This is a genomic window from Pseudomonas onubensis, from assembly GCF_965653655.1.
Lineage (GTDB): Bacteria > Pseudomonadota > Gammaproteobacteria > Pseudomonadales > Pseudomonadaceae > Aquipseudomonas.
The window spans coordinates 168,376-181,631 of record NZ_CBFHAZ010000001.1; the positions used below are offsets into that span (position 1 = coordinate 168,376).

A 13,256-nucleotide genomic window follows, 5' to 3' on the forward strand; every position below is an offset into this window, starting at 1 on the left:
GCGGTTCTCCGTTTATTTTTTTAGGCTATTGAGAAGCTTTGTGCAGGAAGGGAGCCTGCTCTGGCGAGGGCGCTTGCTGTGGTGAGGGAGCTTGCTGTGGCGAGGGAGCTTGCTCCCGTTCGACAGCGAAGCTGGAGCCGGCTTTTTTAGGGCCGCTCCGCACCCCATCGGGAGCAAGCACCCCATTGGGAGCAAGCTCCCTCGCCACAACGGCCGGACCATAGACGGCGGCCGGTTCCGGGAACATGCGAAGCAAGGTCAGGTACACCACCGACGCCAGCCCCAGCGTCACCGGCAGGCTGATATCGATGCCATCGGCCAGGTTGCCCAGCGGCCCGACAAACTGCCCCGGCAGGTTGACGAAGCACAGGCCCACCAGCGCGCTCGGGATCCAGGCGCCCAGGCCGCGCCAGTTCCAGCCGTGGCTGAACCAGTAGCGCCCGCCGGTCTCGCCACGGGTGAACACCTGCAAGTCATCCGGGCAGTAGAAGCCGCGGCGCACGATCAGGCCGATGATCATCATCACCATCCATGGCGTGGTGCAGGTGATGATCAGTACGGCGAAGGTCGACACGCTTTGCACCAGGTTGGCGGCGAAACGTCCGATAAAGATGAAGGCAATCGACATCACCCCAATCAGCAACGTGGCCTTGACTCGCGACAGCAGGCGCGGGAACACGCTGGACATGTCCAACCCGGTGCCATACAGCGAGGTGGTGCCGGTGGACATGCCGCCGATCACCGCGATCAGGCACACCGGCAGGAAGAACCAGCTCGGTGATACGGCCAGCAAACCGCCGACATAGTTGTTGGCCGCGATGTAGTCCGGCGCCTTGATCGCCACGATGGTCGCGGTGGCGAGGCCGAACAGAAACGGGATCAAGGTGGCGATCTGCGCCAGCACCACCGCCAGCATGATGCGCATTTTCGGCGTTTCACGCGGGATGTAGCGCGACCAGTCACCCAGGAACGCGCCGAAGGAAATCGGGTTGCTCATGGCCACCAGTGCCGAGCCGATGAAGGCAGCCCAGAAGCCAGCCTGGCCCATGGCGACGGTGCCGGCGAAGTGGCTGTCGAACGCTGGCGCGAAGGCGAAGATGCCCAGCAGAAACAGCAGGCTCGCCGCCCACACCGCAATGCGGTTGACCCACAGCATGAAGCGAAAGCCGTAGATGCACACGGTCAGCACCAGCAGGGCAAACAATCCATAGGCCAAGCCCAGGGTCAGGTCGGTTTCCGGCAGGCCAATCAGACGTTTCGCACCACCGACCAGCGCATCACCGGAACTCCACACCGACAGTGAGAAGAAGGCAATCGCCGTCAGCAGCGACAGAAACGAGCCGACAATCCGCCCATGCACACCAAAGTGCGCACCCGAAGACACAGCGTTGTTGGTGCCATTGATCGGCCCGAACAAGCCCATGGGCGCCAGGATCAGCGCGCCCACCAACACGCCCAGCACAATCGCCCAGACCCCAGCCTGGAACGACAAGCCGAACAGCACCGGAAACGAGCCCAGCACGGCGGTGGCAAAGGTATTGGCACCGCCGAATATCAGGCGAAACAGATCCTTGGGCCTGGCGGTACGTTCGTGGTCCGGGATCTGTTCGACCCCGTTGGTTTCTATTCTGCGAATACTGTTTTGGTTGTTTTTATTATTCATGATCAGCTCCGATCACATTGGCTAAGGGGGCGGCAGCCCTTCCGGCATAGCGGACAAATGTTCGTGACAGGCCAGCCACAGGCCTTGTTGTTTTAGGTGAGACGCTTGCCGTTTGAAGACAATGGTCTCGCGCTCCTGGCTAAAAAATTGCTCCCCGTTCATGCGCAGCTCGGTGGCCACGTCATGAATAAATACCGCCACGTCACCTTGCAGGCTGACAAAGGCATTGCTTGAGGTGCAGGACAGCACCTCAAACCCCTCGTCCGCGCGCCAGCTGTCCCACAACGCCTGGTAGGCATTGCGGCTCAGCAGCGGTTGGGGGAGGGTGTAGAACACGAAGCTGGCATCGGCGGTGAATGCGCCAAAGTAAGCCTCGCGGTCATTCGCGGCGAAGGCCGCCACCAGCTCGGCGGCGGCTTTCAATACCTGCTGCAGGCTCATCAGCGATGCGCCACGCCGGGCAGTACGCAGAGCATCTCGTACAGCAGGTTGGCGCCGAGCAGCGAGGTGTTGCCGGTGGTGTCGTAAGGCGGCGAAACTTCTACCAGATCACAACCAACCAGGTCGAGGCCCTGGCAGCCACGGATGATCTCGATCGCCTGGATGGTGGTCAGCCCGCCGATTTCCGGGGTGCCGGTGCCAGGTGCCCAGGCCGGGTCGATGCCGTCGATATCAAAGCTCAGGTACACCGGGCCGCCGCCGACTTTTTCGCGCACTTCGGCCATCAACGGCGCGAGGGAGTGGTGCCAGCATTCTTCGGCCTGGACCACGCGGAAGCCTTGTTTGCGGCTCCAGTTAAAGTCTTCGGCGGTGTAGCCCTGGGCGCGCAGGCCAATCTGTACGACGCGGTCGCAATCGAGCAGGCCTTCTTCCACGGCGCGGCGGAAGGTGGTGCCGTGGGCGATTTTCTCGCCGAACATATGGTCGTTGACGTCAGCGTGGGCATCGATGTGCACCAGCCCAACCTTGCCGTGCTTTTTGTGGATAGCGCGCAGGATCGGCAGGGTGATGGTGTGGTCGCCGCCCAGGGTCATGGGGATTACGTCGTGCTCAAGGATCTCGTCGTAGGCTTCTTCGATGATGCGCACGGCGTCGAGCAGGTTGAAGGTGTTGATCGCCACGTCGCCGATGTCGGCAACCGACAGCGAGTCGAACGGTGCGGCGCCGGTGGCCATGTTGTAAGGGCGGATCATCACCGATTCGGCGCGTATTTCACGCGGCCCGAAGCGGGTGCCGGCGCGCAGCGAGGTACCGATATCCAGGGGCACGCCGACAAAGGCGGCGTCCAGGCCTTTGGCCGTTTGCAGGTGGGGAAGTCGCATCATGGTGGCGATGCCGGCGAAGCGCGGCATTTCGTTGCCGCCCAGTGGTTGGTGGAAAATCTTGTCCACGGGAGTGCCTCATCGTTGTTTTGTTTATTAGGGGCCGATTCTGCGAAAAGCCCGTGGCGGGAAGAATCGGCAGAGGCAAATACTTAGTTCAGATTTTTCTAAACTAATGGCTGAGGTAAACTGTGACCCGGCAGGTCCTTCCTGCCGAACTCGGTCAAAATGTGGGAGCGGGCTTGCTCGCGAATTAGGTGTATCAGTCACAGATGTATTAACTGAACTACCGCATTCGCGAGCAAGCCCGCTCCCACAGGTTTTGTGTGTCCTCTGGAGATTTTATGGCCAACGCCTTGCCCGACCTGAAACTCCTGCGCATCTTCGTCAGCGTCGTGCGCCACCAGGGTTTTGCCAATGCCCAGCACGAACTCAACCTGTCGACGTCGGCCATCAGCACCTACATGAGCCAACTCGAATCGGCCCTGGGCCTGGTGCTGTGCCATCGTGGGCGTGGCGGGTTCAGCCTGACCAGCAAGGGCGAGTTGTTCCATCAGGAAACCTTGCGCCTTTTAGGTGAGCTCGAAGGCTTCGAGCAATACGCCGCCGCCCTGAAGGGCGAGCTGCGCGGCACCCTCAAGCTGGGCGTGCTGGACTCCACCGTCAGCGACAAGGCGTTGCCGTTCGCCGAAGTGATCGGTGCCTACAGCCTCGAACACCCGGCCGTGCACCTGCATCTGTCGGTGATGAGCCCTTACGAGCTGCAACTGGGTGTGCAGGACAACCGCCTGGATTTGGCCATCGGCGCCTTTTCCAACCGCATGAGCGGGCTGATCTACATGCCGCTGTACCGCGAACAGCACTGGTTGTATTGCAGTACGCGCCACCCGTTGTTCAACGAACGGCGCATCCCCGAACAGGTGATCACCCAGCAGCGCATGGTCGGCCGAGGCTATTGGAGCCAGGCCGAACTGGCGCGGCATGGTTTCAAACACAGTGCGGCCACCGTGGAAAGTATGGAAGCTCAGTTGATCCTGGTGCTGTCCGGTGCCTACATCGGTTACCTGCCCGAGCACTACGCCCAGGCCTGGGCCGACAAGGGCGACCTGCGCGTCTTGCTGCCGGCAACCTTCGGCTACCAGGCGCCGTTCTCAATGATCATGCGCCGAGGCCGCAGCCGCGAACCGCTGATCCAGACGTTCCGCGATCTACTCAAAGCGCAGCTCAACCAGGCCTGATAAACCATGTCCAGACCCCAATGCCCTCGCTGCCTGCGGCCCGTTACTCACTGTCTGTGCGCGCTGATCCCCAGCCTCGACAGCCGCACGCGCATCTTGCTGTTGCAGCACCCGAGTGAGGTCAATCACGCGCTCAATACCGCGCGGTTGGCGGCACTGGGCTTGAACAATGCGCAGTTGGTGGTGGGCGAGGTGTTTGACGACCTGGCCATGCTATTGAGCCCGCCGGGTTATCAGGCACGCCTGCTGTTCCCGGCGGACGATGCTGAGCCGTTGCAAACCTATACGCCGAGCGATCAACCGCTGTTACTGGTGGTGCCCGATGGCACTTGGCGCAAGGCGCGCAAGCTGCTGCACCTCAACCCGCTGTTGGCGGCTTTGCCGCGCGTGACCCTGGCGGGCGAACGCGTCTCGCGTTATCGGTTGCGCAAGGCACCCGGCCCGGGCGCGTTGTCGACCGTGGAAGCGATCGTGCAAGCACTGCAGGTACTTGAAGCCCCGGCTTCATTCGATGCGTTGCTCAAACCTTTCGACGCATTGATCGAAGGCCAGATTGCGGCGATGGGGGAGGCGGTCTACCAGCGTAATCATGTAGAGGCTACATAGCTACCGCCCGGCTTAAGCGCCGTTGAATAGGCTCGTCATTTATCACACTCCCCGAGGGGAAAAATGACAGAGCCTGACGTGACACCCCCAGCCCCGGATACGTTATCTGCGTATATCGAGGAACAACAAGCGCTAGGGCCGCTGATGTCTGGCGCCGAGTGGTCCATGACGCGCGTCCTGATGCCTTTGCGCAAGACCCTCGAGCGCTTTTACGGCTGCCTCGATGTGCAACAGCAACAAGACTACGTCCGTTTGCAAAAGGCCTGCATCCGCGCACAAACCACTTTCGAAGCGGCCATTGATCAACTCGGTGCCGACCTTGAAGCCGCCTCGTTGTCGACGCTGACGGCAGCACTGAAAAAACTTGCCGGTAAAGAGGTCGACCCCAAGGTCGCCCGTATCCATACCCGTTACTTGAAACCGGCTGATACATCGACGCCAAACGACCCGGCTCTGAGGCTTCCCCGCGTTGCGAATGACCGCGTAGACAGCCCGGGGTTGTCCAGCGTCACGCTGTGGGAGGCCGCGTGCATGAACTACAGTGGTTTGTCGGGATGGGGGTTTCCGGGGCATGTCAGCCTGGAGGAGGCCAGCTACCTGGATTCGAATGTCGGCATCAGCGCGGCGGATTTTATTAAATTGGTGCGCGATCTCAGTCTGGGCACGCTGTTACGCGAGCGCCTGGATAGCGCGCTGCAGAGCTCCACGCTATTGGGCGCACAGGTAATGGCACTGGCAACCGCAGAGCTTGAGTTCGCGCTGATAGAGGCCTTGAGGACCAGCGACCGAAGCCGCGTTGACCGGGAAAAATACCAGGCTGTGGTGAGTGCGTTGTCAGGCGAGTCGCCTTGGGCGGTCACTCAAGAAGTGAAAATGTTCATTCCCCATGGCCCGAACAATACCAATGGGGCCGAACGCTATGGCCTGCTCGGCGTCTACACGGACCTGCCAAAAGGCGACTACCTGAGCATTCCCTATGTGATTTTTTCCGTCAAAGCCTGCAAAGGTGTGTTCAGCTATTTCCCCGACCGGCCGGGTGGCGCCCTCAGGCACTACGACAAATTTTCGGAGGCGTCCAAAGAGTTTTACGTCGGCTTCAAGGCGTTCCATACGCGTGAAGAAATGCGGTGGTTGTATCAGTCCATGTCGCTGCCGGATTATGCGCGCTTGAGCGCCAGGTCAGCCAAAGAAAGCATGCCGGAGGGGCTAGATGCCTTTGCCCGGTTCTTGTACCGGTTGTTCGGGCATGCAAGCAAGCTGACTCAGGTCGACCACCTCGGCTACAAGCCCGAGAGCGTTAACAACGCACCAACAGTCAGCCTCTATCGTTTTTACATCGAGCGTTGCCGAGCCAACCTCAAGGTATTGGCGCATGAAACGCCGGGCTTCATGGCCACCTTGCTTGAGTTTTTCCAGACGCTGTTCGGTGAAATCATCAGCCTGCTGTTGATCCCGGCGCCAGGGCCTTTGAAAGGTCTGGGGCGGTTGAGAGCGTTCGCCATGTTCACTTCAATAGGGCAGACACTTTTCCAGGGGCTGCAGAAGGATGGCCGTGGCGACTTGGTGCAAGCGGCGATGGATGTCGCTGACTTGCTCAGCAGCAGGTTCCTGCACGCACGTTTGGCCCCGACTGTCAGGCGCCGGCATCAAGCGTTGTATGAGCGTCTGGCCCAACAAAGCAAGCCCCTGACCGCCGCCGAGCGCGAGAGCCAGACTGGCGGCCAACTGCTGGAAAAAATGCTGGGCGCTACAAATGTGCCGCCACAAAAGCTGGAGCGGATCGTCAGCCTCAGCAACAGCTCGAGAGCCGACCTGGACCAGGTCTGGGATGGAGCACCGCCCTCGGCATCGCTGGTTGAGGCAGTGCATCGGTTTAACGTCGACCAGCTGATCGACTGGGCAGCCGAGGGGGCCGACGCCAGGCGTCCCGAGGCGGTGGGGGCGGTTGAGATTCTCGCTCCGCTACTCACCCAGCATAAGGATTGGCCGAAAAGCACTGCCTTGAGCATTCAAAATCCGCAAGGTGTGGAGGTGCGGCGCTACAGCAAACGGGCTGACCATAAGACCACGGCGGTGGTCACGGTAACCGCGTTGGAAGGCTATCTGTTTGCTCATTCAACGCCACGGCGGATTACCCTGAGTTTGCCCCAGGCCATTGTCGATTTGCTCCCCGAGGTTTTTTTATCGGGCGAGTCCACGTTGGCCGAACAACTGGCCGGCAAGGCCGACGCGTTGCGATTGGATCTGTTTGAGGCGCTCACGGAATATGCCAATGCCAGTCGCTCTACGGCCCCGACCGTGTCTCAGTCAGTGCTTCGATTACTGCCTGACAGTGTTGCCGACGATACCCCTGCGCACGCGGTGATCGAGCAGCTACACAGCTTGCACCCGCTGTTGAGTCGGGCACGCTTGCTGGAGGTAGTGCGCCAACATCCGTTGTCGGAACATCAGCAGACACAACTCCTGCAATCGCAACTGCAACCCGAAGCGCTGTACACCGCGCTACGCTCTGCCCGTCAGAAGGCACGCGCAGAAGCCATGGTTGACGGCGTACTCCATCCTCGGCGTTTCAGTCAAAAAACTCAGGGCTGGGCCACAGAGTTTGCCGCCGGGGTACTGCGTGACCTGACCGGCCAGGTACTGGTCATCAGCCCTCAAGCCCAAGCTATACCTTATGTTTCGCGAGGGCCGCTGGACAAAACCATTGTCGTGATCGACCACGGGCGCGGACAGTTCTCACTGTATGACTCTCAATCGCCCAACCCAAGGGCGGCCGAAACCGATGATTTATACCAAACGGTCGTGCGCCAAATCTCTGAACACGACCTGCTACGGTTGAAGTGGGACGCGCAGAGCGCCGCCTCTCAGTTCCGTCACGCAGTGGCCCGGACCTTGCTCAACAACCTTACGCCCGATGGCAGGTTTTATCCGTCACGCCGTGAGATCGGGCGATACGCCAGCGTGGTCGAGACGTCAAATATTGTGCCCGAGCCTGACGCGCTGGGCCTCTACAGCCTGGGCGCCGATCGCTACCTGTTTATCGAAGGTGAGTATTTTAATGTCACCCAGGAGCAGGGGCTTGGCCCCTGGCGTATTCAGCACCCGTCCCTGGAACTCGCCTATGCGCCGGTGCTGACTCACAACGGCGCGGGCGCCTGGCGGCATGAATGGGAGAACCCACTGACCTGGGACGGGCAGAAACCGCTTCAGCGTCTCGGGCCTTGGGTGCGTGAGTTGACGCCGGATGCCATTGTGCAGATCCAGCAGATCAGTGGCGTGACGCCGGCTATTCTGCGCCGGGTGCATGTGCGTAACGAACGCCCCCCTGCCATCCTGCGCGAGACCGTTGAGCGTTTCACGATTCATCAGCGGGTCAAATCGGGTGTGGAAGTCGGGCGGGACTTTTACGATGAGCTGCTCGGTGAGATCGGGCCTGAGGCTGCCGACACGTTGGTCGGGACGACGGGAGCGTCTCGTACCGATCAAGTCACTGTGCTCGAGACAAAGTTGAGCATCGACAAGCCACAGATGGAGCGGCTGTTTTTCAAGGCCCTGTGTCATAAGAGCGAGCCATCGTCCGACCCTTTGGCTCGAGTGCTGCAGCGTGATTTTCCCAGCTTGACCGCAGTCATCGCCGAGGACCTGGTGAGCCAGGCTACACCTGCCGAACGCAGCAGCCTTGAGTCTGCCCGTGTACCTTTGACCCTTACGCCATATGTCCGCTGGTATCTCAAAGAGCTGCGCAGAGCCAGGGCTGTGGAGGGCGTGTACCTGTCTGCGGCGATGAATGAAGACAGCGCGAAGTTAATCCTGCACACATTGCCGGCTATATCGGGGTGGTCGTCCCACCTGCGGGTTGAGGTGTGGGAGCGAGGATCGCTGATCGACAGCATCGGTACTTCGGATGGGCCGCTCAAATGCGTACTGGAGCCGGTGGCTGGCGGTTACCGGGCATTCATTCCTCAATCGGACGGCAGCCGACATTCGGTTGGAAGCCCTGGCCCTTTCTTGTCCGTTTTGTTGGACGCGCTACCGCCCCTTGAGCGCCAGGCAATTGGCTATACCCATGAGGGTGGCCTCAATGAGTTGATCCTGGAAATTGGTCGTCGCCTGGACCCCGAACTGGGGGCGGCGGACACCTTGCTTGGCATAGGATGGCCCACGTGGAAAAACCCACCGCGACGCGTGGCCGACGGGAGAGTGGGTTATCCATTGAGCGGCGAGGACGAATGGAAGGCAGAGGATCGTAATCTGGTGTCACGTATGCGTGTGTTGTTTCCGTCCAAGACAGATACAGAGGTTTGGGACATTCTCATGCAGGCTGGTGACTCTTTCCGCGACCGCGACGCAATGGTTGAGTATCTGGTCAGCGAACGGAATGCGTTGAACAATGCGTTGTCGCAGTGGCGCAGGGAGTCGTCGCGCACCGACCCGCAGCATCCTGGCGCGCGTGCACTGGAATTGGCGACGGCGCGGATTCAGCGCTGCTGGGCCAAGGAAGGTTTCACCAGGGGCGTCGCTGAGGAGCTTAATCTGGATGACCTGGATCTGAAGACGTTGCCTGCATTACGCGCGTTTTTTGGGCATGTGACGATACTGAGTCTGAGAAATAACCGCTTGAGCGCATTGCCGGAGCACTTCTTTAGAGGTTTTCCGGCTCTTCGCCAGATTTACTTCAACGGTAACCAGTTCATACATGTGCCTGATCTGGACGGGCTTTCCCACTTGAAAGTGCTTAACGTGTCGAACAATCGGCTCGTTTTGAACTTGCAGGACGAGTATCAATTGGCGCAGTTGCCCGGTTTGAGGAGTCTTGATTTATCAGGGAATCCACTGGGGCACGGGCGCCAGTTGAGATTCAATGCATTAAGGCATTTGCGCCAACTCAACCTGCGCAATTGCCAACTGGATCGGTTGCCGCTTGGGGCTGTATCCCTTGCCTCATTGCGTTGGTTTGACCTGCGCGACAATAACATCCAAGACTTGACCGAGACGGATGTGTTCATCTATCCCGACGTTCATCGCGGGATGAATCTGCGCGGTAATCCACTCTCCTCTCAGGCGCGGCAAATACTGCGCCTTAGAGGAGAACGCCCGGGGCAACGGGATATTGATTTTGGGCTATGGGAGCCGGCAGCAGGGATTGATCAACGTGCCAATCGATGGTTGGCGCTGCTGCCCCCTGGCGATGTACAAGCGCGAGAACAAGCCTGGGCGGCACTGCAAGCGCAGCCGATGGCGGATTCTTTTTTTGAGCTGTTGGGGAGCATTGCGACTTATCCCAGGTTTGTCGATGCTCAGCATCGGGTGCTGAGAGAAAGCCTGACGCGGCGCGTTTGGCGGTTGATTGATGCGGCGTCATCTCCTGACGGTGTAGAGCGCATTGCCGACCGAGTAGCCTATGGCTACATGGGCGGTGGTATAGACGGCTGGCTGTTGGGCTTGCATCGACTTGAACTGCTCATGTTGCCGCATCGAATTCTCGCAGAGGATTTGCAAAGTGCCGGGCCACGTCTAGCGGGTTACTACCGCGCATGGCGTCGGCTGAACTCGCTGGATCAGCAGGTTGACTATCACTATCCGGGCCAGAGTTTCCAGCAGGCCTGCACGCGAATCTTGAGTTGTCGCATCGCCTTGCAGGTGCCCCTTGAGCTGCTGGAGGTGCTGCCGGAGCGTTTCAATGTGCCGATCGCGGAGCTTAGTACTGAAACGATCAGAGCACTGACTCAGAGCATCCTGGGTAAAGAACGTGAGATGAATTGGCCAGCGTGGCTCCAGAATCAGAGTTACTGGATAGAATTTATAGAACGCAAATACGCAAACAGATTGGCTGCTGCCCTAAATCAATATGATCGGCCTCTGGAGCTTGCAACTCACAATGCAAATAATGGGGTGATGAATCAAGGGCAGTACTTGCAGTACGTCGACACTTTGCAAGCCGCAAGGCAGATTGCTAAAAATCAGCTTATCCAGGTGTTAACCCTCGAAGAGTCGGGAGCCCAATAAGGGCTAGGCATAACGACTTATGCCTTTACGCGATAAGCACCACACTTTGCGTGATATGGCCCGCCGGCCTTTCCCGGTATGATGTTCGCCCCCGCAGTCTGGATTGCGAATACGCCATGACCTTGCAGTACCCTACAATCGCCGATTGTGTCGGCAACACGCCCCTGGTCCGCTTGCAACGCATGGCGGGTGAAACCAGCAATACCCTGTTGCTCAAGCTCGAAGGCAACAACCCGGCCGGTTCCGTCAAGGACCGCCCGGCGTTGTCGATGATCACCCGCGCCGAGCTGCGCGGGCAGATCAAACCGGGCGACACCCTGATCGAAGCCACCTCGGGTAACACCGGCATCGCCCTGGCCATGGCCGCGGCGATCAAGGGCTACAAGATGGTGTTGATCATGCCCGACAACGGCAGTGCCGAGCGCAAGGCGGCGATGACCGCCTATGGCGCCCAACTCATCCTGGTCACCCAGGAAGAAGGCATGGAAGGCGCGCGTGACCTCGCCGAGCGCATGGCCGCCGAAGGCCGTGGCGTGGTGCTCGACCAGTTTGCCAACGGCGATAACCCCGAGGCGCACTACACCAGCACCGGCCCGGAAATCTGGCGCCAGACCCAGGGCAGCATCACCCATTTCGTCAGTTCCATGGGCACCACCGGCACCATCATGGGGAATTCGCGCTACCTCAAGGAGCAGAACCCGGCGATCCAGATCGTCGGCCTGCAGCCGATGGAAGGCGCGTCTATCCCTGGTATTCGTCGCTGGCCCGAAGAGTACCTGCCCAAGATCTACAACGCGACGCGTGTGGACCGCATCATCGATATGGCCCAGCGTGAAGCCGAAGACACCACCCGCCGCCTGGCGCGTGAAGAAGGCATCTTCTGCGGGGTTTCTTCCGGTGGCGCTGTGGCCGGTATGTTGCGCTTGTCCAAAGAAGTTGAAAACGCGGTGATCGTCGCGATCATCTGTGACCGAGGCGACCGTTACCTGTCGACCGGCATCTTCGACGAACCCAACTGATGGCCAAGCACGAGAGAGGCCTGCGCTTTCAGCCGACGGGCGGCAGTCGCGCCCCGCAGATTCCGGTGGGCAAGAAACAACGCCTGACCATCGAGCGCCTGGCCAACGATGGCCGCGGCATTGTGTTTTTTGAAGGCCGCACCTGGTTCGTCAATGGCGCGCTGGCCGGCGAAGAAGTCGAAGCACGGGTGCTGGGCGCCCACGGCAAAATCGTCGAGGCGCGTACCGAGCGTGTGTTCAAGGCCAGCGAGTTGCGTCGCCCGGCGCCGTGCGCGCACTTTGGCCGATGCGGCGGTTGCAGCGTGCAGCACCTGCCCCATGACGAACAACTTGCCCTGAAACAGCGCATGCTCGCCGAGCAACTGTCCCGCGTGGCCGGTGTCGAGCCGCAAGAGTGGGCGGCACCTTTGAGCGGCCCGGAATTCGGCTACCGTCGCCGCGCCCGTGTGGCGGTGCGCTGGGATGCCAAGGCCAAACAGCTTGAGGTGGGCTTTCGCGCCGTGGCCAGCCAGGACATCGTCGCCATTGATGATTGCCCGGTGCTGGTACAGGCCTTGCAACCGATCATGCAGCGTTTGCCGAACATGCTGCGCCGCCTGAGCAAGCCTCAGGCGTTGGGGCATGTGGAATTGTTCAGTGGTTCGTCAATTGCCGTGTTGCTGCGGCATATGGCGCCGCTGTCCGAAGCGGACATGCAGGTATTGAAAGAATTTTGCACCTTCCATGACGCCCAATTGTGCCTGCATGGCGAGGGTCGGCCGGAACCTGTGGAGGCGGATACTGCCTTGGGTTATCGGTTGGAACAGTGGGGGCTGGAACTGGCTTATCGCCCTGGTGACTTTGTGCAGGTCAACGCTGCTGTCAACGCAGCCATGGTCGCCCAGGCCCTGGAGTGGCTGGCGCCACAGCCCGAAGAACGAGTGCTGGATCTGTTTTGCGGGCTGGGCAACTTTGCCCTGCCACTGGCCAGACAGGTGCGCGAAGTGGTGGCGGTAGAGGGTGTGCAGACCATGGTCGAGCGGGCGGCGCAAAACGCCGTCAGCAACAATTTGCATAATGTGCAGTTTTTTCAGGCCGATCTGTCCCAGCCTTTGACCGACGCAGAATGGGCCAAACAGGGCTTTTCTGCGGTACTCTTGGACCCACCCCGTGACGGTGCCCTGGAGGTTGTGCGCAAGCTTGCGACGCTTGGGGCCAAGCGTCTGGTGTATGTGTCCTGCAACCCGGCCACGCTGGCGCGGGACACGGTTGAGTTGGTCAAGCAAGGCTACCGGCTAAAACGTGCCGGGATCCTCGACATGTTTCCGCAGACAGCGCATGTCGAGGCCATGGCGTTATTTGAAGCGGGCTAGGATGCCCGTTTAATCCGACTGGCCTGTTGTCTCCTGGGCCGTGACCTGTC

The 13,256-nt window shown here is 60.0% G+C and carries 8 protein-coding genes; 5 read left to right on the top strand and 3 right to left on the bottom strand.

Annotation, left to right across the window (positions count from 1 at the left end; translation table 11 throughout):
• Window positions 1-25 precede the first annotated feature (25 nt).
• Genes ACTD9P_RS00745 through speB form a run of 3 tightly spaced genes read right to left on the bottom strand, consistent with a single transcriptional unit; the run spans window position 26 to window position 3,054 of the window.
• Window positions 26-1,663: a purine-cytosine permease family protein gene (locus ACTD9P_RS00745; protein WP_438866310.1), complete on the bottom strand. Its 1,638-nt coding sequence runs from the start codon at window positions 1,661-1,663 to the stop codon at window positions 26-28.
• Between the two features lie 21 nt (window positions 1,664-1,684).
• On the bottom strand, window positions 1,685-2,104 hold the full coding sequence (locus ACTD9P_RS00750) for a YybH family protein (RefSeq protein WP_438866311.1): 420 nt from the start codon (window positions 2,102-2,104) through the stop codon (window positions 1,685-1,687).
• Window positions 2,104-3,054 carry an agmatinase gene (speB, locus tag ACTD9P_RS00755; RefSeq protein WP_056861477.1) on the bottom strand — a complete coding sequence of 317 codons (951 nt, stop codon included), beginning with the start codon at window positions 3,052-3,054 and terminating at the stop codon, window positions 2,104-2,106. The genes ACTD9P_RS00750 and speB overlap by 1 nt, the downstream gene beginning before the upstream one ends.
• Before the next feature lie 275 nt (window positions 3,055-3,329).
• On the opposite strand from speB, the gene ACTD9P_RS00760 reads away from it, so the two are divergent.
• From ACTD9P_RS00760 to rlmD, 5 genes are all read left to right on the top strand, one after another.
• On the top strand, window positions 3,330-4,223 hold the full coding sequence (locus tag ACTD9P_RS00760; protein WP_017134867.1) for a LysR family transcriptional regulator: 894 nt from the start codon (window positions 3,330-3,332) through the stop codon (window positions 4,221-4,223).
• A gap of 6 nt (window positions 4,224-4,229) precedes the next feature.
• The gene (locus ACTD9P_RS00765) at window positions 4,230-4,829 is read left to right on the top strand and encodes a tRNA-uridine aminocarboxypropyltransferase (RefSeq protein WP_438866312.1); all 600 of its coding nucleotides are present in this window, start codon (window positions 4,230-4,232) and stop codon (window positions 4,827-4,829) included.
• 165 nt (window positions 4,830-4,994) lie between these two features.
• A complete protein-coding gene (locus ACTD9P_RS00770; RefSeq protein WP_438866313.1) occupies window positions 4,995-10,835 on the top strand; it encodes an NEL-type E3 ubiquitin ligase domain-containing protein in 5,841 nt (1,946 codons plus the stop codon).
• A gap of 116 nt (window positions 10,836-10,951) precedes the next feature.
• Window positions 10,952-11,854 carry a cysteine synthase CysM gene (cysM, locus tag ACTD9P_RS00775; protein ID WP_438866314.1) on the top strand — a complete coding sequence of 301 codons (903 nt, stop codon included), beginning with the start codon at window positions 10,952-10,954 and terminating at the stop codon, window positions 11,852-11,854.
• On the top strand, window positions 11,854-13,206 hold the full coding sequence (rlmD, locus tag ACTD9P_RS00780; RefSeq protein ID WP_438866315.1) for a 23S rRNA (uracil(1939)-C(5))-methyltransferase RlmD: 1,353 nt from the start codon (window positions 11,854-11,856) through the stop codon (window positions 13,204-13,206). Before cysM ends, rlmD begins: the two co-directional genes overlap by 1 nt.
• The last annotated feature ends 50 nt before the right edge of the window (window positions 13,207-13,256 follow it).

Coding starts and splice junctions, on each gene's coding strand:
- ACTD9P_RS00745 (WP_438866310.1), bottom strand. CDS start 1,663: ATGAATAATAAAAACAACCAAAACAGTATTCGCAGAATAGAAACCAAC.
- ACTD9P_RS00750 (WP_438866311.1), bottom strand. CDS start 2,104: ATGAGCCTGCAGCAGGTATTGAAAGCCGCCGCCGAGCTGGTGGCGGCC.
- ACTD9P_RS00760 (WP_017134867.1), top strand. CDS start 3,330: ATGGCCAACGCCTTGCCCGACCTGAAACTCCTGCGCATCTTCGTCAGC.
- ACTD9P_RS00765 (WP_438866312.1), top strand. CDS start 4,230: ATGTCCAGACCCCAATGCCCTCGCTGCCTGCGGCCCGTTACTCACTGT.
- ACTD9P_RS00770 (WP_438866313.1), top strand. CDS start 4,995: ATGACGCGCGTCCTGATGCCTTTGCGCAAGACCCTCGAGCGCTTTTAC.
- cysM (WP_438866314.1), top strand. CDS start 10,952: ATGACCTTGCAGTACCCTACAATCGCCGATTGTGTCGGCAACACGCCC.
- rlmD (WP_438866315.1), top strand. CDS start 11,854: ATGGCCAAGCACGAGAGAGGCCTGCGCTTTCAGCCGACGGGCGGCAGT.